General features: G+C 72.3%; 21 protein-coding genes. 9 read left to right on the top strand and 12 right to left on the bottom strand.

The annotated features are described in order from the left end of the window. Nucleotides 1–142: 142 nt before the first annotated feature. From AE652_RS04470 to AE652_RS04460, 3 genes are all read right to left on the bottom strand, one after another. A complete protein-coding gene (locus AE652_RS04470; protein WP_049649799.1) occupies nucleotides 143–1,834 on the bottom strand; it encodes a DUF885 domain-containing protein in 1,692 nt (563 codons plus the stop codon). A 44-nt stretch (nucleotides 1,835–1,878) separates the two neighbouring features. After that, nucleotides 1,879–2,409 (bottom strand): GNAT family N-acetyltransferase, encoded by a 531-nt coding sequence (locus tag AE652_RS04465; protein WP_049649798.1) that lies wholly within the window; start codon nucleotides 2,407–2,409, stop codon nucleotides 1,879–1,881. A 65-nt stretch (nucleotides 2,410–2,474) separates the two neighbouring features. Further along, nucleotides 2,475–2,951, bottom strand: a complete 477-nt coding sequence (locus AE652_RS04460; RefSeq protein ID WP_049649797.1) for a MarR family winged helix-turn-helix transcriptional regulator — start codon at nucleotides 2,949–2,951, stop codon at nucleotides 2,475–2,477. 70 nt (nucleotides 2,952–3,021) lie between these two features. On the opposite strand from AE652_RS04460, the gene AE652_RS04455 reads away from it, so the two are divergent. Beyond that, entirely contained in the window at nucleotides 3,022–3,957 is a 936-nt protein-coding gene (locus AE652_RS04455; RefSeq protein WP_049649796.1) for an alpha/beta hydrolase, read from the top strand. 143 nt (nucleotides 3,958–4,100) lie between these two features. Here AE652_RS04455 and AE652_RS04450 read toward each other — a convergent pair whose 3' ends face one another. The 4 genes from AE652_RS04450 to AE652_RS04440 all read right to left on the bottom strand — a co-directional run bounded on the left by AE652_RS04450 (nucleotide 4,101) and on the right by AE652_RS04440 (nucleotide 5,471). Then, a complete protein-coding gene (locus AE652_RS04450; protein ID WP_053111961.1) occupies nucleotides 4,101–4,613 on the bottom strand; it encodes a hypothetical protein in 513 nt (170 codons plus the stop codon). Between the two features lie 86 nt (nucleotides 4,614–4,699). Then, nucleotides 4,700–4,855 (bottom strand): hypothetical protein, encoded by a 156-nt coding sequence (locus AE652_RS46155; protein ID WP_159028350.1) that lies wholly within the window; start codon nucleotides 4,853–4,855, stop codon nucleotides 4,700–4,702. Then, entirely contained in the window at nucleotides 4,843–5,106 is a 264-nt protein-coding gene (locus AE652_RS04445) for a hypothetical protein (protein ID WP_049649795.1), read from the bottom strand. The genes AE652_RS46155 and AE652_RS04445 overlap by 13 nt, the downstream gene beginning before the upstream one ends. Beyond that, entirely contained in the window at nucleotides 5,103–5,471 is a 369-nt protein-coding gene (locus tag AE652_RS04440) for an ATP-binding protein (RefSeq protein WP_159028349.1), read from the bottom strand. Before AE652_RS04440 ends, AE652_RS04445 begins: the two co-directional genes overlap by 4 nt. A 289-nt stretch (nucleotides 5,472–5,760) precedes the next feature. Between AE652_RS04440 and AE652_RS04435 the strand changes: the two genes are divergently transcribed. The 3 genes from AE652_RS04435 to AE652_RS04425 are packed head-to-tail and all read left to right on the top strand — an operon-like array spanning nucleotide 5,761 to nucleotide 7,218. Further along, on the top strand, nucleotides 5,761–6,609 hold the full coding sequence (locus tag AE652_RS04435) for a helix-turn-helix transcriptional regulator (RefSeq protein WP_063780053.1): 849 nt from the start codon (nucleotides 5,761–5,763) through the stop codon (nucleotides 6,607–6,609). Next, entirely contained in the window at nucleotides 6,606–6,827 is a 222-nt protein-coding gene (locus AE652_RS04430) for a DUF397 domain-containing protein (protein ID WP_049649792.1), read from the top strand. Before AE652_RS04435 ends, AE652_RS04430 begins: the two co-directional genes overlap by 4 nt. A gap of 25 nt (nucleotides 6,828–6,852) precedes the next feature. Next, complete coding sequence (locus AE652_RS04425; RefSeq protein WP_049649791.1) at nucleotides 6,853–7,218, top strand: VOC family protein; 366 nt, start codon at nucleotides 6,853–6,855, stop codon at nucleotides 7,216–7,218. Nucleotides 7,219–7,273: 55 nt separating this feature from the next. Here the strand turns inward: AE652_RS04425 and AE652_RS04420 are convergent, their stop codons facing one another. Then, nucleotides 7,274–8,011, bottom strand: a complete 738-nt coding sequence (locus AE652_RS04420; RefSeq protein WP_082345231.1) for a response regulator transcription factor — start codon at nucleotides 8,009–8,011, stop codon at nucleotides 7,274–7,276. A 215-nt stretch (nucleotides 8,012–8,226) separates the two neighbouring features. Here AE652_RS04420 and AE652_RS04415 point away from each other — a divergent pair, with 215 nt between their 5' ends. Further along, nucleotides 8,227–9,633, top strand: a complete 1,407-nt coding sequence (locus AE652_RS04415; protein ID WP_199823042.1) for a hydrolytic protein — start codon at nucleotides 8,227–8,229, stop codon at nucleotides 9,631–9,633. A 299-nt stretch (nucleotides 9,634–9,932) separates the two neighbouring features. On the opposite strand, the gene AE652_RS04410 is transcribed toward AE652_RS04415, so the two are convergent. The 3 genes from AE652_RS04410 to AE652_RS04400 all read right to left on the bottom strand — a co-directional run bounded on the left by AE652_RS04410 (nucleotide 9,933) and on the right by AE652_RS04400 (nucleotide 13,429). Beyond that, on the bottom strand, nucleotides 9,933–11,156 hold the full coding sequence (locus tag AE652_RS04410) for a GNAT family N-acetyltransferase (RefSeq protein ID WP_049649789.1): 1,224 nt from the start codon (nucleotides 11,154–11,156) through the stop codon (nucleotides 9,933–9,935). A gap of 57 nt (nucleotides 11,157–11,213) precedes the next feature. Further along, entirely contained in the window at nucleotides 11,214–11,732 is a 519-nt protein-coding gene (locus tag AE652_RS04405) for a hypothetical protein (RefSeq protein WP_049649788.1), read from the bottom strand. Nucleotides 11,733–11,803: 71 nt separating this feature from the next. Further along, the gene (locus tag AE652_RS04400) at nucleotides 11,804–13,429 is read right to left on the bottom strand and encodes an NAD(P)/FAD-dependent oxidoreductase (protein ID WP_049649787.1); all 1,626 of its coding nucleotides are present in this window, start codon (nucleotides 13,427–13,429) and stop codon (nucleotides 11,804–11,806) included. Nucleotides 13,430–13,513: 84 nt separating this feature from the next. On the opposite strand from AE652_RS04400, the gene AE652_RS04395 reads away from it, so the two are divergent. The 3 genes from AE652_RS04395 to AE652_RS04385 all read left to right on the top strand — a co-directional run bounded on the left by AE652_RS04395 (nucleotide 13,514) and on the right by AE652_RS04385 (nucleotide 16,528). Beyond that, nucleotides 13,514–14,743 (top strand): saccharopine dehydrogenase family protein, encoded by a 1,230-nt coding sequence (locus tag AE652_RS04395; protein ID WP_049649786.1) that lies wholly within the window; start codon nucleotides 13,514–13,516, stop codon nucleotides 14,741–14,743. Between the two features lie 22 nt (nucleotides 14,744–14,765). After that, nucleotides 14,766–15,614 (top strand): alpha/beta fold hydrolase, encoded by an 849-nt coding sequence (locus AE652_RS04390; RefSeq protein WP_049649785.1) that lies wholly within the window; start codon nucleotides 14,766–14,768, stop codon nucleotides 15,612–15,614. A 203-nt stretch (nucleotides 15,615–15,817) separates the two neighbouring features. Continuing rightward, nucleotides 15,818–16,528 (top strand): DedA family protein, encoded by a 711-nt coding sequence (locus AE652_RS04385; RefSeq protein WP_082345230.1) that lies wholly within the window; start codon nucleotides 15,818–15,820, stop codon nucleotides 16,526–16,528. A 39-nt stretch (nucleotides 16,529–16,567) separates the two neighbouring features. Here the strand turns inward: AE652_RS04385 and AE652_RS04380 are convergent, their stop codons facing one another. Next, a complete protein-coding gene (locus tag AE652_RS04380; protein ID WP_049649784.1) occupies nucleotides 16,568–17,551 on the bottom strand; it encodes an aldo/keto reductase in 984 nt (327 codons plus the stop codon). A 158-nt stretch (nucleotides 17,552–17,709) separates the two neighbouring features. On the opposite strand from AE652_RS04380, the gene AE652_RS43715 reads away from it, so the two are divergent. Next, a partial coding sequence (locus AE652_RS43715) for a deoxyribodipyrimidine photo-lyase (protein ID WP_159028348.1) occupies nucleotides 17,710–17,834 on the top strand: 125 nt, incomplete at its 3' end.

The following is a 17,834-nucleotide window of genomic DNA, read 5'->3' as shown; positions in this document are numbered from 1 at the left end:
GGGCTCTGTCCCCGGGCGCCCGGGGACAGAGCCCGGGCACCCTTGGCGGGGGAAGCACCTCCTGTCCCCAAAGGGCAGACCGCCGGCGCCGTGCACGGGAAGTCAGCCGGGCCGACTTCCCGTGCGGGCCTCCGCCGTCGGCCTACAGCGCGGCGAGGTGGTCGACCAGGTCGTCGAGGCCGAGCGAGCCCAGCGACAGCGCCTTCATGTGCCAGGCCTTGAGGTCGAACGCCGCGCCCTGCCTGCGGCGGGCGGCTTCCCGCCCCTCCAGCCAGGCGCGCTCGCCGAGCTTGTAGCCGATGGCCTGCCCGGGCCAGCCGAGGTAGCGGGCGATCTCGCTGCCGCGCATGTCGGCGGGGCTGCCGTTGTAGGTCGCCATGAACTCCGTGGCGAGCTCCGGGGTCCAGCGCTCGCCGGGGTGGAAGCCCGCGTCGGCGGGGATCGGCAGGCCCAGGTGCATGCCGATGTCGATGATCACCCGGATGGTGCGCAGCATCTGCTCGTCGAGGAAGCCGAGGCGGTGGGCGGGGTCGGTGAGGAAGCCCAGGTCGTCCATGAGGCGCTCGGCGTACAGGGCCCAGCCCTCGACGTTGGCGCTGACCATGCCCAGCGTGCTCTGGTAGCGGCTCAGCCGGTCGGCGACGGCGACCCACTGGGCGAGCTGAAGGTGGTGGCCGGGGACGCCCTCGTGGTACCAGATGCTGACGAGCTGCCAGGTCGGGAACGCGTCCCGGCCGAGCGTGGGCAGGTAGGTGCGGCCGGGCCGGCTGAAGTCCAGGCTGGGGCCGGAGTAGTACGGTGCCGCGGCACTTCCGGCGGGGGCGATCCGGGACTCCACCTTCCGCACCGGTCCGGAGATGTCGAAGTGGGTGCCGTCGAGGGCCTCGATCGCCCCGTCCATGATCTGCTGCAGCCAGTCGCGGATCCCCTCCTCGCCCGCGACCCGGTGGCCGTGCCGCTCCAGGTGGTCCATGGCGTCGAGGGCGCCGGCCCCGGGCAGCACGCGCCCTGCCTCGGCCCGCATCTCGGCGGCCGTCCGGTGGAACTCGCTCCAGGCCCAGGCGTAGGCCTCGTCCAGGTCGACGTCGGCGCCGGTGTGGTGGCGTACGGCGAGCCGGTAGCGGTCCCGGCCGACGGCGTCCGGGGTGTCGGCGGTGGCGGGGGCGTAGCTGTCGCGCAGCCAGCTGCGGAACTCGGCGACGGCGGCGGTGGCCTGGCCGGCGGCCGCGTCCAGGTCGCCGCGCAGCCGGTCGGGGCCGGGGGCGACGAAGTCGGCGAACCACCCGGCTCCGGTGCCCGCCCGCTGGTCGGTGGCCTCACCGGTCCAGGCGGTGAGCTGGTCGATCACCACGGCCGCCTGGCGGGGCGCGGCGAACAGGCCCCGGGCCATGCCCTCGGTGAGCGTCGCCCGGTAGCCGTCGAGCGCGGCGGGCACGTTGCGCAGCCGCCCGGCCACGGCCGCCCAGTCCTCGTCGGTGACGGTCGGCATGTAGGTGAAGATCTCCCGCACGTGGTGCACGTGCGCGCCGATGTTGCGCAGCTGGCGGAAGTTCTCGCCCGCGTCGTGCAGGGCGAGTTCGGCGGTGAGACGCTCCCGCAGCAGCCGGGCGCAGGCCCGGTCGGCGGGATCCTCGGTGGCGGGTGCGGTGTCGAGCGTACGGAGGGTGCGCCGGGCGATGTCGGCGAGTGCCTCGAACCCTTCCGGGGAGAGGTCCGGCTGCCGTTCGTCGCCGGGGTGCAGGCCCAACCAGGCGGCCTCCAGCGGGTCGTGTGCGGCCACCTGGTCGAGGTGGTGGTCGGCGATGGTGCGCGGGGTGATCTTTTCATCTGCCATGCGGCCATCCTGGCGCACCGTCAGAACACACCGCCGCCCGGGTGTCAGGGCCTCAGCAGTCCGCCCACCCACCAGTCGTGCGGCTGGCCGTCGTTGGCGTAGTCACGGTTGCGCAGGGTCCCCTCGACGGTGAAGCCGAGCTTCTCGGCGACGGCACGCGAGCCGGTGTTCCCGACCATGGCCCACCACTCGATGCGGTGCACGTCGATCGTGGCCCAGCCCCAGTCGCACAGGGCCCGGGCGGCCTCCACCGAGTACCCGCGTCCGCGCTGCTCCTTGACCGCCCAGTAGCCGAGTTCCCAGACACCGCGCCGCCTGAGGCTCAGGCCGTACAGGCCGGCCAGGGCTCCGGTGTCCTTGCGGAACGCGCCGAGGGTGTAGTCCTTGTCCTCCGCCCACTGGGCGGGCAGCCGCTCGCCGACCAGGTGCTCCGCGTCCGTACGCCGGTAGGGCACCGGTACCGGGGTGAAGAACTGGATGTCCTTGTCCTGGCAGGCCTCGTACACCGCGTCCACGTCGGCGGGCGTGAAGGCCCGGAGCAGCAGACGGTCGGTCTCAAGCGTCACTGGATCCATCGCGGCAGTATGACCACCGTCGGCAAGCGGCGGCCAGTGAATATCCGGACCGGCCATGGAGCGCGTCAGCCCGTGGGCATGCCGATCTGGTCGCGTTCCAGGGCGGAACGCAGCTCCGCGAGGGCCTGCGCGGCGGCCGCCACGGGGGACGTCTTGAGCGCGTCCGCGGTCAGCTCGGCCAGGCGCTCGGTGAAGGTCCCTTCCGCCGCGTCGACCAACTCCCGGCCGTCGTCGGTCAGTTCCAGCAGTGACGACCGGCGGTCCGAGGGGTTCGGCACGCGGGCGACCCAGCCCTGCCGCTCCAGGCGGTCGACGCCCTTGCTGGTGGACCCGATGCCGACGGCGAACTCGGCCGCCAGGTCCGCCACCCGGGCCCGGGGGTGGTCGCGGAGGTGGCGCAGGAACTCGAACTGGGACGTGACGATCCCGTGCCGCTCGCGGAGACGGTCGTTGAGGGCGTTGTACAGGCGCGTCTCGCATCGGACGAGGTCGGCGAAGAAGCTCGGGAGGTCGACCGTCTCGCCGGTCACTTTAGATGCCATGGCATATAGTCTACGTTAGATGCCTCGGCATATAGTGCCGAAGAAGCCACTTGCGACAGGAGCAGCCATCATGAGCAAGGAACAGCGCGCACAGGTCGACGCGATGCTGCGGCAGCCCCGGCCCGACGGCCCCCGGTCGGTCGAGGAGATCCGGGTCGGATTCGAAGCGCTGATGGCCCGGATGATCGTCCCGGACGGCCTTCGCACCACGCGGACGACGCTCGGCGACCGGCCGGCCCTGTACGTCGAGCCGGGCGACGAGCTGGGCGAGGGGACACGCACCGGGACGATCCTGTACTTCCACGGCGGCGGCTGGGTGTTCGGCTCCCCCGAGACGGCGATGTCGCTGACGGGGAACCTCGTGGCCAGGACCGGGTTCAGGGCGTACTCGCTGGACTACCGGCTCGCCCCCGAGCACCCGTTCCCGGCCGGGATCGAGGACGCGCTGGGCGCCTACCGCGCCCTCCTCGACAGCGGCGAGGACCCTGCCAGCATCGCGTTCGCCGGGGACTCCGCCGGGGGCGGCCTCAGCGTCACCACCTGCCTCGCCGCCCGCGACGCCGGCCTCCCGCTGCCCGCCGCGATCGTGGCCTTCTCCCCCGGCCTCGACGCCACCAGGACGGGCGAGAGCATGGACACCAAGGCGGGCATCGCCCCGATCTTCACCCGCGAGAACCTGGAACACACCGGGGCCATGTACCTCGCGGGAGCCGACCCGCACCAGCCCCTGCTCAGCCCCGCCGTCCTCGCCGACCTGACGGGCTTCCCGCCGATGCTCCTCCAGGCGGGCACCAACGAACTGCTCCTGGACGACTCCACCCGCATCGCCGCCCGCGCCCGCGCGGCCGGAGTGGACGTGGTCCTCGACATCACCGCCGACGTACCCCACGTGTTCCAGTCCTTCGCCGGCGTGCTCGACGAGGCCGACCAGGCGCTGGACCGCGCGGCCCTCTTCCTCAAGCAGCACGTCCAGAATCCCGGCACCGCGGCCGGGTCGGCCCAGTAGAGCTCGGAGCCCTCCGGTCCGTACGGTCGCGACCCGGCCCGGCCGTCATGGTTGTGAAGGTTCTCGGCCTCCGTGTCATACGGGCAACCATGCGACCTGTGACTCCGCCCCCGGTCTCGGCCGGATGGCGCAGCTTCGGATCCTCACAGTTGTGACAGATCCTCGCGATCGCGGTGCCGCCTCTCGATGCGGTCGACCGGCGCTCTCAGGGCGGGTGAGGTCAGTTCCAGGTTGCGGTTGTCGCGTCCGGCGAGCATGTGGTCGAGCCAGCGTTCGTGCCAGGCCAGGAAGTCCGTGGCCGACGAGACGTTGGGGCCCCAGAAGCCGTCAGCGTTTCCGGTGACGACGCGGCCCGCCAGGGGACCTGTGATGCCGAGAAGCACCAGGTCGGAGCACCCCGCCTCGATGATGTGCAGGAACAGGTCACTTCGGTGAGATGGGCCACCGGCGAACGTGAACCCCCGAGGGCGGCCGGGCTCCCCGTGGGGGTCCATCGTGAAGAGCCGACATGACTGCAAAGGCAGCAGGCCATAGAAAGGCGATGCCCCGCCCCCGCCCAGCATGGTCAGGAACTGGCACAGGATCCGAGAACCTACCGGCTGGGCCTCACGACAACTGGACGACCGGCATTCCGAGTTCGGCCCGAGCAGCACCATGCGCAGGAAGTCGGCCGGGCCGACTTCCTGCGCGTACGCCCACGCCGCCCGGCGGGTCCGGCCGGGCGGCGTGGGCGAGTGGGGCTTCAGGCCACCGGTTGGCGGTCTCGGCCAGGGCTGGGAGTTGCGGCGCGTTCATCCGGGCGGTGGGGCATCCGCAGGACGGCGACCGCGCCGAGGCCGACGACGGCGATGGCGAGGAGCAGGAGAAGGGGAAGGGCGAGGTCGATCAGGAGTCGCACGGGGCCTCGGTCCTGTCGTAGTGCCGGAGGATCGCGAGGAGGTTGAGCACGGTACTGGCGGGAGCCATGCCGAAACGGACCGAGACGCGGCCGTCGACCCCCACGTGATCCGTGGCCGCGCCGGGCCAGAGGAGGCCGAACTTGCGGCCCCGCTCCTGGAGTTCGTCGAGCAGGGAGGCGACCTCCGGCTCGGTGTAGGTGCGCATGATCGCGTCGGCCGGCCCGGTCGGGCGGCGGTGGTCGGCGGTCACGCGGCGGCGTCCAGCTCGAACCAGACGGATTTGCCCGATTTGCGGGACTCCGTGCCGAAGCGGTCGGTGAGCGAGCGGACGAGACGCAGGCCCCGGCCGGAGACGGCGAGGAGGTCGGAGCCGTCCCGCTGGATCGGGACGATGGGGTTGCCGTCGCTGACGGAGACCCGGAGCACGTGGTCGAGCAGCGCGATGACGACGAGCGGCGCCGCACTGCCGCCGTGGCGCCAGGCGTTGACGAACAGTTCGAGGAGCGCGACCTCGGCATCGGCGACCAGGTCGGCGTCCCACCCGGCGCGCGCCGTGAGCTCGCGCAACTCTTCGCGCGCGGCCGACCAGTCAGGGGGGATTTCGTGGGGGAACACGATGAAACCTCCGAGAGGGCTTCAGAGATGACCTTCGATCGACCAAACGCTCGATCGAAGCGATGGCATGACGGAAAAACGCAGCCGCCTACCAGGATTGGTCACGCAGGGCATGCGGCCAGCTACACTCAGCATGACGTGAGAGCCATCACATGTGCAAGCTGGCTCAACTAATCTGCAAAATCTCACATCGAACCCGAATTCGGTGCCACTCTCTGTCTGTTGTCGGTAGCGCCTATGCGATCAGCAAGGGCAGACTGGTCCACCGAGAGGTCAGGAGGGGCATCGCATGGCGGTATCAACCGTTCGCCGTCGTCGGCTGGGTGAGGAACTGCGAAGGCTCCGCGAGCAAGCGATGATCGCTGCGGACGCAGCAGCTGACGCCACGGGCATGAGCCTGGCCAAACTGAACAGGATCGAGAACGCCCGCTCAGCTGCCAAGATCGAGGACGTCAACAAGCTCCTCGACCACTACGGCTGCCACGACGAGGAGTTCCGCGCCGGCCTGATCGCCATCACGAAGGACGGCAGCAAGCGCGGCTGGTGGCTGAGCTACCGCGACGTGATCAACGTGTCCGCGACCGACCTGATCATGCTCGAAACCGAGGCTTCGACCTTCAAGACCTACGAACCCGCCTTCATTCCGGGGCTCTTCCAGACTGCCGAATACGCCCGGCTGGTCATCGACCGGCTCCGGACCACCAACGGCGGCACGGTTGACGATCTGGTGCAGGTCCGCATGGCACGGCAGTCCATCCTGACCCGCCCGAACCCCGTCGAGGTCTGGGCGGTCATCCACGAAGCCGCGCTCCGAGCCATCGCGGATCGTCCCGACGTCATGGGCCCACAACTCGACAAGCTGCTCACCCTGAGCCGGCTGGCGAACGTCAACATCCAGGTGATGCCATCGGGTGCGGCAATACACCCGGGCATGAGCGGTGCGTTCGCTCTGCTCGGATTCCCTCAACGGAAGGACCTCGACGTCGTGTTCGTCGAAGGCCTGCTGGCCGGTTTCTGGGTCGAGGACCCGGCCGATGTCGAGCTCTATCGGGCGAAGTTCCAGGAGATCACGGCTGAAGCGCTTTCTGTCGGCTCCTCGCTCGAGTTCATCACCGCACAGAGAGAACGGATCAAGTGACCCACTACTCCAATGCCGCCGCGACTGGCTTCCCCTTCCGGAAGTCGAGCTACAGCGGCGGCAACGAGAACTGTGTCGAATACGCCCTCCTCCCTGAGGCTGTAGCAGTCCGCGACTCGAAGGACCCTTCCGGCCCCGCCCTGGCCTTCGACCGCGCGGCCCACTCCTCCTTCATCGCCGCCGTCGCCACCGGAGAGTTCGACTTCGGGCTGCTCTGATCACCGAATAGAGAAGCAGGCTCACATGCCCATATCCCTGAACCACACCATCGTTCCGGCTGTCGACAACGAGGCGGCAGCCCTCTTCTTCGCCTCTGTCATGGGCCTCGACTACCAGGGCGCCGACCGGCACTTCGCGCCGGTGCGGGTCAACGACTCCCTCACCCTGGACTTCATGACCGTCGAGGACCCGGTCGGCCATCATCTGGCCTTCGACGTGGACCCGGCCTCCTTCGACGGGATCCTCGCCCGGCTCCGCGAGGCCGAGGTGCCCTTCGGCGACGATCCCCGTGAGCCCGGCAACGGCCGCATCGACCACCCGTTGTGCCCTCGCGGGCTGTACTTCACCGACGACGCCGGGAATCTCTACGAGGTCATGTCCCCCGCGTGAACTCCTCCGCTCCACGCGGTGCCCCGCCCGCCCGGGCGGGGCACCGTCATTGCCGCTAGATGAGGCCGCGCCGCATGGCGTACCCCACCGCGTGGGCCCGGTTGCGGAGGCCGAGGCGGGTGATGATCTCGTGCAGCACGTTCTTCACCGTGCGCTCCGAGTACGACGTCTTGGCGGCGATCTCGCTGGTGTCGAAGCCCTCCGCGACCAGCTTCAGCATCTCCGCTTCCCGAGCCGTTAACGTCGAGAGGGTCAGGCCGCGCCCGTCGAGCATGGTGCGCTGGAGGATGCCGATCCGGTCGAGCAGTTCGCCGAGCAGGTCGCCCGGCATCACGCCCTCCCCGTTGGCCAGCGCGGTGATGAGGTTCACCAGCCGGTCCTGGTCGGCTTCCGAGCGGCGCAGCACGGCGGCGACCCCGTTCTCCACGATGGTCTGCAGCCCGCCGGCCTCGAAGTGCCCCACCACCAGGCCTATCCGGCCGGTGGTCGCGAGTCGCAGCCGCCGCAGGTGTTCGGTCACCGTCTCCGTCAACGCGTCGACCACCAGCAGGGAGACCTCGGCCTGCCCGGCCTCGCTCTCGTTCAGCAGGACGACCTCGGGCCGCTGGCGCAGCTGTTGCACCACGCCGGTCTGCAGGATGAGGTCCTCCGCGTAGACCGCCACCCGCACCTGGCTGGGCCTGCCGCGCAGTTGGGCGGGTACGCGCGGGACGGCGGCGCCGGCGGGCTTCGGTGCCACCGTGGCGCGGCGGGCTGTGACGACTTCCTCACGGGTTGTATCGGTCGACGTCATCGAACTGCTCCATTCTGCAAGTGCCTGCGAGGGTGACGGCCGGGCACCGCGGGGCGGTGCCGGCCGGGGGCTTGGGGGCGGGTCACGTGGAGCCGGGCCGGGCCCGCGACGGGACCGGGCGGGGTCTCCGGTCGGTCCGTACGGGCAAGGGGTGTGGCCCCCAGCTTGCCCGTACGGCCCTCTTCTCCGGCGCGGTACGGCCCTACCGTCACGCTATGACCACATCCGCCGAACTCGGCCTGCCAGCACTCACGGTGGCCCCCGGTGGCGTGGCCACCACGACCCTGACGGTCCGCAACGACCTCGACATCGTCGAGGCTTACACGTTCGAGGTGGTCGGCGACTGTGCCGGCTGGACGAAGGTGGAGCCGGCCCGGGTCTCGCTGTACCCGGGGACGTCCGAGACCGTGACGGTCCGGCTGGCCCCGCCGCGCTCCCCCGCCACCCGGGCCGGCGAGTTCCCGCTCGGCATCCGGGTGCTGCCGGTCGAGCGCCCCGACCTGGTGACGGTGCCGGAGGCCACGGTCACCGTGACGCCGTTCCAGGAGCTTCAGGCCGCGCTGGCCCCGCGCCGTCGCCGCGGCTGGCTGCGCGGGCGCTACCGGGCCTCGGTGCGCAACCTCGGCAACGCGCCGACCGGTGTGACGTTCACTCCGGGGCAGGCCGGTGAGGACCTGCGGTTCCGGGTCACGCCGGAGAAGCTGCGGCTGGAGCCCGGCGAGTCCGGCGAGGTGCGGGTGCAGGCGCGCACCCGCAAGCTGATCTGGTTCGGCAAGCAGGCGACCTGGCCGTTCGAGGTGACGGTGGGCCCGGAGGAGCGGGCGGACGGCAAGGACGCGAAGGACGGCAAGCCCGGCAGGGACGGCAAGGACGCGAAGGAGGAGAAGGCGCCGGAGGCCGCACCGGGCACCGCGCAGCCGCCCGTCCAGAAGCCGCCGCTGGACGGCGAGTTCCTCCAGCTGCCGATCTTCCCGAAGTGGCTGCTCGCACTGCTGGCGGCGCTGATCGCGCTGCTGCTGGCCTGGTTCGCCCTGGTCCGCCCGGCGGTGCGCAGCTCCGCCAAGCAGGCGGCCGAGAAGGTCGTCGCCCAGCAGATCGCCACCCCGGCCCCCTCCGCCGGCGTTCCGGCCGGTGACACACCGGGCAGCCCCGGCAGCGGGAGCACCCCGGGCGGCCAGACCAAGCCGGGCGCCGGGAAGCCGACCACCGGCCCGGGCAGCCAGGGCGGTCCGGGCGGCCTGGCGGTGCCGGGGACCGGCCAGCAGAGCTCCGCCGCGATCGACGTCGTGACCGCGACCGGAGCCGCCACGACCGGCAGTTACCAGGTGCCGCACGGCAAGGTCTTCGACATCACCGACCTCGTGGTCGCCAACTTCCAGGGCGACCAGGGGCTGGTGACCATCATGGCCGGCAACACGACCATCACCACGATCGCCTTGGAGACCTTCCGCAACCAGGACTACCACTGGGTGACTCCCCTCCAGGTCCCCGAGGACCAGGCCGTGACCGCGAACGTGACCTGCGAGGTGCCGGGCACCCCGGCCTCGGGCAAGCAGGCGCCCACGTGCCACGAACTCCTCAACGTCAGCGGGACTCTGAGCGACATCCGGCAAGGAAACTGAGCGTTTCCAGGCCGTTCGTCTCCGAATTTCCCGCTCCTCCCCCACGTCCCCCTCACGTCTCGTGACCATGTCAATACCCGACGGACACTGTTGCATCGTGCACCCGTCCGAACCAAACCGACCCGCCCGTAACCTGCTGTGATCTGCCCCTGAGGGCAACCGGGCTGGTCCCTGAGGGCAACCGGTGCGCCCCCACGAGCGGTTCTGGGTGTCCCGCTCCGGAAAAGCCGAACGCCGGTCCCCGCCCAACCAGGGCGGGGACCGGCGTTCGGTGTCTGTCGCGGGTGGCGGCCGCCGGATCAGAACCAGTGCAGGCAGTGCGGCGTGCGCTCGGCGCGGAACAGGGCGTCGGCGAGGGCGGCCGCGCCGGGGCGGTGGGCCAGGACGTGCCCGGCCCGGACGAGCGCGCTCGGGGCGGTGCCGCCGAGGTAGACCGCGCCCAAGTCCCGGATGTCCAGGGAGAGGTCCGGCTCCCGGTCGGTCGGGACGCACTCGGCCTTCCCGTCCCGGACGGTCAGCAGGTGGCGGTGGTGCTCGCCGAGGAACGGGTCGTCGACGTCCAGGACGAGCTCGCCGTCCGTGAACCAGCCACGCGAGGTCAGCGCGCGCGGGACGTCCAGCAGCCGTACCCAGAGCCAGTCGGTCTCGCCGCCCGGCTGGACGGCGCGGAAGTCCTCCAGCTGCCAGCGCAGCGGGTGCTCCGCCGGGACGTGCTTGAGCACGACCTGGGCGGCCAGGTCGTGGCCGAGCACGAACCGGGCGAGGTCGGTGTAGCCGGCGTCGTCGACGGCGATGGTCTCGTCGACCGTCAGGGTGTCCCCGTCCATCGAGTAGCTGGCGTACCCGTCCGGCGTTCCGTCGGCGTCCCGGTGGACGGCGACGTGGCGCGCCGTCGGGGCGGTCGGCACCTGGCCCGCGCCCAGCTCCCACCAGCGGCGCGGCCGGGACAGCGCGCCGGGCTGGGCGCGGCGGTAGCGGTCGTAGACCTCCTCGAGGATCCACCCGCAGTCGGCCCGCTTGAACAGCTCGACCGAGCCGCCCGCCTGAGCCCCGGCCGCCGACCGCGCCGCCCGGGGCGCGGCGAAGGCGGCCTGGTGGCGCTGCACCGTCAGCCGCTGGGTGTACGTCGCCGGGCCGTAGCCGAACCGGCCGTAGATCCCGGCCTCGGAGGCCAGCAGCACCGACAGGAACTCTCCCCGGCCCCGCAGCTCGGCGAGCTGGTGCCGCATCATCGCGGTGAGCACGCCCTGGCGCCGGTGGGTGGGCAGGACGCCGACGGCCGTCACCCCGGAGGTCGGGACGACGACCTGCCCGGGCAGGGTGAGTTCGAAGGTGTACGCACCGGCGGTGCCGACGGGCCGCCCGTCCGCCGCCACGGCGAGCAGGTTGCGGTCCATCTCGGTCGCAGCCCACCAGACCCCGCCGCCGTCCGCGCCGGGGGCGTCCGAGAAGCGCCCCAGCGCGGTGTGGAAGGTGGCGACGAACGCGTCGAGGTCCTGGTCGGTCGTGGAACGGATCTCCATGTGGTGCTGCTGCCTCCCCGTGTTGCCCGCGCCACTTCGTGCGGCGCCCCCCGAAGTTCAGCGCGGCCGCGCGACCGGGTCAACCGAATTAGGGGGCGTCGGATCAGGGGCGTCGGAAGTCCCTCCGTGCCGGCGGTCCGGGTGGCCCGCGCCGCGCAGCAGCGAGCCGAGCGAGAGCATCGCGGAGAGGCCGAGCAGCACCGTGGACCAGAACCAGAAACGCACCCAGGTGTCGGGGACGGGCAGCAGGACCGCCAGCACCGCCGGATACAGGACCAGCAGCCACGCCAACCGCCGCTCCGCTCCGGCCTGTTGGCGCAGCCGTCCGGCCGCCCGCTCGCCCTGCTCGGCGGCCTCACCGGTGACCAGCCGCAGCCCCTCGGCAGTGGTCAGCCGACACGTGTGCACCAGCGCCGCGATCATCGTGAGGAGCAGGGCGAGCCCCAGCAACTGGGCCCATTCGGGCACGCTGGGTAGGCCTGACGTGGTGACCACCAGCATCGGCACCGCGAAGAGCAGGGTGCTCGACGCCTCGAAGGCGACGAGCCGGGCGGCGGGGGTACGGGGCGCGGCCACCGACGTCTCCCAGGACAGGAGTCTCCGGTGGCCGCGGGCACAGCCGTTCGCCCGGCGGCGGTGTGAACCCGTCATGACCCCGGCTGCGCTTCACCGGCGCCCGCGCGGACGGGCCCGTCGGAGCCGGACCGGTCCGGGGCGACGCGCGGCGCCGTCAGGACGTACTCGTCCGGGTCGATGGCCCGGGTCCGGCGGCGGAACCGCCAGGTCGACGCGGGCCAGATGGTGGTGACACGGCCCGTGCGGTCCTGGTACCAGCCGGAACAGCCGCCCGCGGCCCAGACCGTGGGGGCCATCCGCTCCTCCAGTTCGGCGTTGTACGCGTGCTGCGCCTCCGCGCGCACGTCCACGGAGCCCAGACCGCGGCTCCGCATCAGCCGCAGGGTGCTGAGGAGGTAGTTGATCTGCGACTCGATCATGTGGATGAGGCTGGTGTGTCCCACGCCCGTGTTGGGTCCCGCCATCAGGAACAGGTTGGGGAATCCCGCGACGGTCGTGCCGAGGTGTGCCTGCGGGCTGCCCTGCCAGACCTCGTCCAGGGACCGTCCGTCACTGCCGATGACGTGCTTCGCGTAGGAGGCGTCGGTGACCCGGAATCCGGTTCCGAAGACCAGGACGTCCACCGGATGCGCGGTGCCGGCGGATGCGGTGCCGGCGGACGCGGCCGGAGTGCCTCCGCGCGGGGTGGTGAGGACCGTGTCCGGTCCGATGCTCGCGATCGGGTCGGTGACGACGCGGACGTTGGGTTGCACCAGTGCCGGGTAGTAGTCGTCGGAGAGCAGGACCCGCTTGCAGCCCAGCGCGTAGTCCGGGGTCAGCTTGGACCTCAGCTCGGGGTCCTCGACCTGGCGGTGCAGGTGGGCCAGGGCCTCCCGACGCCCCAGCTCGGACATGGCGCGGTTGCCGAGCAGGGCCGGCAGCGTCGCCTCCCGTGCCAGGTACTCCCAGCCCCGCGCCAGTCGCTGCGCCGTCGGGGACAGCTGGAACAGGCGGTGCTGCCACGCCGGTACCGGCCGGTCCCGGCGCGGGGCGATCCATGACGGAGTGCGCTGGAAGACGGTCACCTGCCGGGCCGTGCGCTGCAGGTGGGGGACGAACTGGACGGCGCTCGCGCCGGTGCCGATCACGCCCACCCGCTTGGCCGACAGGTCCAGGTCGTGCCGCCACCCGGCGGAGTGGAACGCCTCCCCGGTGAAGCCGGCCAGGCCGGGCAGCGCGGGGACGGCCGGCTCCGAGAGGGGCCCTTGGGCCATCACCAGCAGCCCGGCGCTGAGCGGTCCGGTGCTGGTGTCCAGCTCCCAGCGCAGCCGCTCGGCGTCCCAGGTGGCGCGGCGCAGTTCGCAGCCGAGCCGCAGGTGGGGCGCCAGGCCGTACCGGCCGACGCAGTGCTTCAGGTACCGGTCGATCTCCTCCTGGGGCGCGAAGCGCCTGCTCCAGGCGGGGTTGGGTGCGAACGAGAACGAGTACAGGCGCGAGGGCACGTCACAGGCGCAGCCGGGATAGGCGTTGTCCCGCCAGGTGCCGCCGACCTCGTCGGCCCGCTCCAGGAGCAGCAGGTCGCGGTGGCCCTCCCGCAGCAGCCGGATGGCCGTGCCGAGGCCCGCGAATCCCGCGCCGACGATGACGACGGACACGTGTCCGGGCGAGGCGCCGGCCGCTTCGCGCGGGGCCGGGCTCGTGGTGTGCGGGTCGGTCATGGTTCCCCTCCGGCCGAAGACTGTTCGAACCGAATGCTATCGTAGACATAACGATCGTAACTCTCACGATAGATGGAGTGGCGAATGAGGATTCTGGCTCTCGGAGGCCCCGGAGCGATGGGCGCCGTGGCGGTACGCGTGGCCGCCGGACTCACCGGCGTCACCGAGATCGTCGTGGCCGACCGGAACCCGGAGGCGGCCCGGACACTGGTGCGCCGGCTCGACGAGGGCGGCACGGGTGGCGCGCCGATGCGGGCGCTGACGGTGGACGTCACCGACGGCCGCGCCCTGCACGCCGCCCTGGAGGGCGCGGACGCCGTCCTCAACACCGTCGGCCCGTACTACCGCTTCGGCCTGACCGTGCTGCGGGCCGCGATCGCGACCGGCACCCACTACCTGGACATCTGCGACGACTGGGACCCGACCCTGCGGATGCTCGGCCTGGACGAGGAGGCCCGGGCCGCCGGGGTCCGTGCGGTGGTGGGCATGGGCGCCAGCCCCGGTGTCAGCAATCTGCTGGCCACACGTGCCGTCCGGCACCTGGACCAGGTCCAGGACCTGTACACCGCCTGGCCCGTCGACGTCTCCGGCAGCGGTGGGGACGACGAGCAGCTCAGCGACCCCGACGGGCGCCCCAGCGCGGCCGCCGTGCACTGGATGGAGCAGATCAGCGGGAAGGTCGCGATGGTCAGCGGCGGACGGCTCGTCCACCGGCGGCCGCTCCAGCCGGTCGCGCTCTCCGTGTCCGCCGGACGCACCGGCACGGCCTACACCGTCGGCCACCCCGAGCCGGTCACCCTGCACCGCAGCTTCCGACCGGCCGGCGAGGCCGCCAACCTCATGGTCGTCACCCCGGGCACACTCGCCTACCTCGACGTCCTGCGCCGCGACATCGACGCCGGAAGACTCACCAACGAGACCGCGGCGGCCGCACTCGCCAAGCCCACGGTGGGCCGCGCGCTGCGGGCCACCGCGGGTGCCATGACCCGCAAGGGACCCGGGTCACTGCCACCGTTCTTCGCCGCCGCCACGGGCACCCGCGACGGCCGCCGCGTCACCGTCCTGGCCCGGCTCGCCGACACGCCCGGCGCCTCGGCGCTGATCGACGACATGGCGGAGGCGACCGGCCTGCCCCTGGCACTGGGGCTCGCGCAACTGCTGGACGGCACCGGTGGCCGCCCCGGCGTCCACCCGCCGGAGACGGCCATCGACGCCGACCGCTTCTTCCTCGACCTGGCACGCCACGTGCCCGACCTTCCCGGCGACGACGGCCCCCGCGACGGCGTGGTCATCGACGTGACCCCGGCCCCGTGAACCGCGACCCAGGAGACAGAACATGCCACCAGAGACGGCCACCACACCCCCCACCGACGTCATCGACGTCGCGGGACGCACCGTCCGCTACGCCGCGACGGGCAGCGGCCCCCCGGTGCTCCTGCTGCACGGTCTGGACCGCAGCCTGGCGGACTGGGCACCGCTCCAGGCGGCCCTGCCCGGCCACCGGCTCATCGCGATCGACGTCCCGGGGTTCGGCCGCTCCCAGCCCCTGCCGGACTGCCGGCTCCCCGCACTGGCCGGGCACGTCGAGCGGGCACTCGACCGACTCGGCCTCACCTCCGCCGTCCACGTGGTCGGCAACTCCCTCGGCGGTGCCATCGCGATGCGGCTCGCCGTCCAGGCCCCCGCGCGCGTGTCCTCGCTGGCACTGCTCAACAGCGCCGGGTTCGGCCGCGAGGTCACCTGGGCGCTACGGGTCCTCGACCCGCCGCTGCTCTGGCGCTTTCTCCTGCGCCCCACCGAGGGGAACGCACAGTTCGCGGAGCGTTCCCTCTTCCACGATCCGGCCTTCGCGACCCCCGAACGGACAGCCGCCGCACTCGCCCTCGCCCGCCGCGAAGGAGCCGCCCGCACGCTGCGGCAGGTGGCCCGCGAGCTCGGTTCCTGGCGCGGCGTACATCCCGGCTGGCGGACGGAGCTGCTGACGGAGGTCTCGGCGCTCGACATCCCGACGCTGGTCGTCTGGGGGACCCACGACCGCATCCTCCCCGCCCGCCATCTCGTCAACGCCGCGTCCGCCCTGCCCCGGGCACGTACCCACCTCTTCCCGCGAACCGGTCACCTGCCGCAGATCGAGCGCACCGAGGAGACGGCCGGCCTGCTCAGCTCGTTCTGGAACGACCTGTGAAGCGCGCCGCGCGAGGGCTCGGCGGCCGGTGCGACGCGCGGGTCCCGGCCCCGGACCGCCCGGCACCCGCCTACCGGTAGGCCACGTGGCCACCCCGGTCCGGATCGGGGCGGCCATGACGGCCGACCTCGCCCCGCGCCCCCGACGGGCGGCAGGCACTACATTGGAGCGGAGAGGGGCGCCGATCCCGAACGGGGTGGCCGATGCACTCGATCACCGACTGGCTGAGCGGCCTGTCCGGCCCGGTCGTGTGCGTGGTCGTCGCGGCCCTCGTGTTCGCCGAGGACGCCCTCTTCTTCAGCTTCTTCCTCCCCGGCGAGACCGCCGCCGTCCTCGGCGGGTTCCTCGCCCACCAGGGCAGGGCCCCGGTCGGCTGGCTCGTCCTGGCCGTGGTCTGCGCGGCCGTCCTCGGCGACACCGCCGGCTACGAGATCGGCCGCCACCTCGGCCCGAGGATCCTCGACACCCGCCCGATGCGGCGCCACGCCAACCGGGTCGACCAGGCGCAGGAGCTGATCCGCCGGCGCGGGCCGGCCGCCGTCTTCTTCGGCCGATTCGTCGCCTTCTTCCGCGCCATGGTGCCCACCCTGGCCGGCATGTCCCGGATGCCCTACCGCCGCTTCGTCCTGTTCAACGCCCTCGGCGGGCTCCTCTGGGGCGTCGGGTTCACCCTGCTCGGCTACTTCGCCGGAGCCGCCTACGCCCGGGTCGAGGGCACCGTCGGCCGGGTCCTCGCCCTGGTGATCGGCGCGCTCGTCGTCGTCTCCCTCGCCGTCTGGTGGTTCCTACGCCGACGCGGGTCCGGGGAGGGCGACCGCACCCCGGCCCGGGCCCAACGGGACGGAGAGCAGCAGGACGGGGAGCGGCGGGAGCAGGAGCGACGGGACAGCGGGCAGCGGGGCGGACGGCCCTGACGCCGCCGCCCCCTCACCGGCGCCCGCCGCCGCTTCCGGTCACCAGCGGCCGTGCACCTGCGCCCGGATCCGCCGGTCGTACAGCTCGCGCACGGCGGCCAGGGTGGCCGGCGGGAGCGGCGCCGAGTCGGCGGCCGCCGCGTTGGCCCGGGCCTGCGCCACGTTGCGCGCCCCGGGGATCACCGTCGTCACCCCCGGCTGCTGGGTGACCCAGCGCAGCGCCGCCTGCGCCGAACTCACCCCCTCGGGCGCGAACCCGGCGAACTCCGCCGCCGCCTCGACGCCCGTCGCGAAGTCCACCCCGGAGAAGGTCTCCCCCTGGTCGAAGGACTCGCCGTGCCGGTTGTACGTGCGGTGGTCGTCCGCCGCGAAGACGGTGTGCTCGTCGTACCGGCCGGACAGCAGCCCCGAGGCCAGCGGCACCCGGGCGAGGATGCCCACCCCGGCCGCTTCGGCGGCCGGCAGCACCCGCTCCAACGGCTTGAGCCGGAACGCGTTCAGGATGATCTGCACGCTCGCGACGTTCGGGCGCGCGATCGCGGTCAGCGCCTCCGCACAGGTCTCCACGCTCACCCCGTACGAGGCGATCCGCTCCTCCGCCACCAGGGTGTCCAGGGCGTCGAACACCTCGTCCGAGGAGTAGACCGGCGTCGGCGGGCAGTGCAGCTGCACCAGGTCGAGCCGGTCCACCCCCAGGTTGTCCCGCGAACGGTCGGCCCAGGCACGGAAGTTGGCGAGGTTGTAGTGCTCGGGCCGCTGCTCGACCCGGCGGCCGAACTTGGTGGCGACGAACACCCCGGCGTCCGGGCGGTCCTTCAGGAAGCGGCCGATCAGCCGCTCGCTGCGGCCGTCGCCGTAGACGTCGGCGGTGTCGAAGAGGGTGACACCGGCCTCCACCGAAGCCTCCAGCACGGCGAGGGCGTCCTCCTCCCGGACATCCCCCCAGTCCGCACCGAGCTGCCAGGTGCCGAGTCCGACGATCGAGACGGGGCGGCCGGTCCGGCCGAGTACGCGCTGTTCCATGGGGGCGAGCCTCTCACGCGGCGCCCCCAGCGCACCACGCCGCACGGTGGGCACACCTCGTCGTACCTCGTCGTACCGCGTCGCACCGCCGACGGCTCCGGACGTCCGGGTGGAAAGCTGGGGACACCGACGTCGGCACCACCTGCGAGGCCCCACCCGTGACCGTATCGATCGCCCTGTTCACCCAGGACCTGCGGCTGCACGACAACCCGGTCCTGCACGCCGCCCACACCGCGGCCGACCAGGTCGTGCCGCTGTTCGTCCTCGATCCCGCCGTCGAGGC

It is taken from the genome of Kitasatospora sp. MY 5-36, from assembly GCF_001182915.1.
In the GTDB taxonomy this organism is placed as follows: Bacteria; Actinomycetota; Actinomycetes; order Streptomycetales; family Streptomycetaceae; genus Kitasatospora.
Note: the sequence above shows the minus strand (reverse complement) of the source record. Positions and strands in the feature narration are given on the sequence as shown.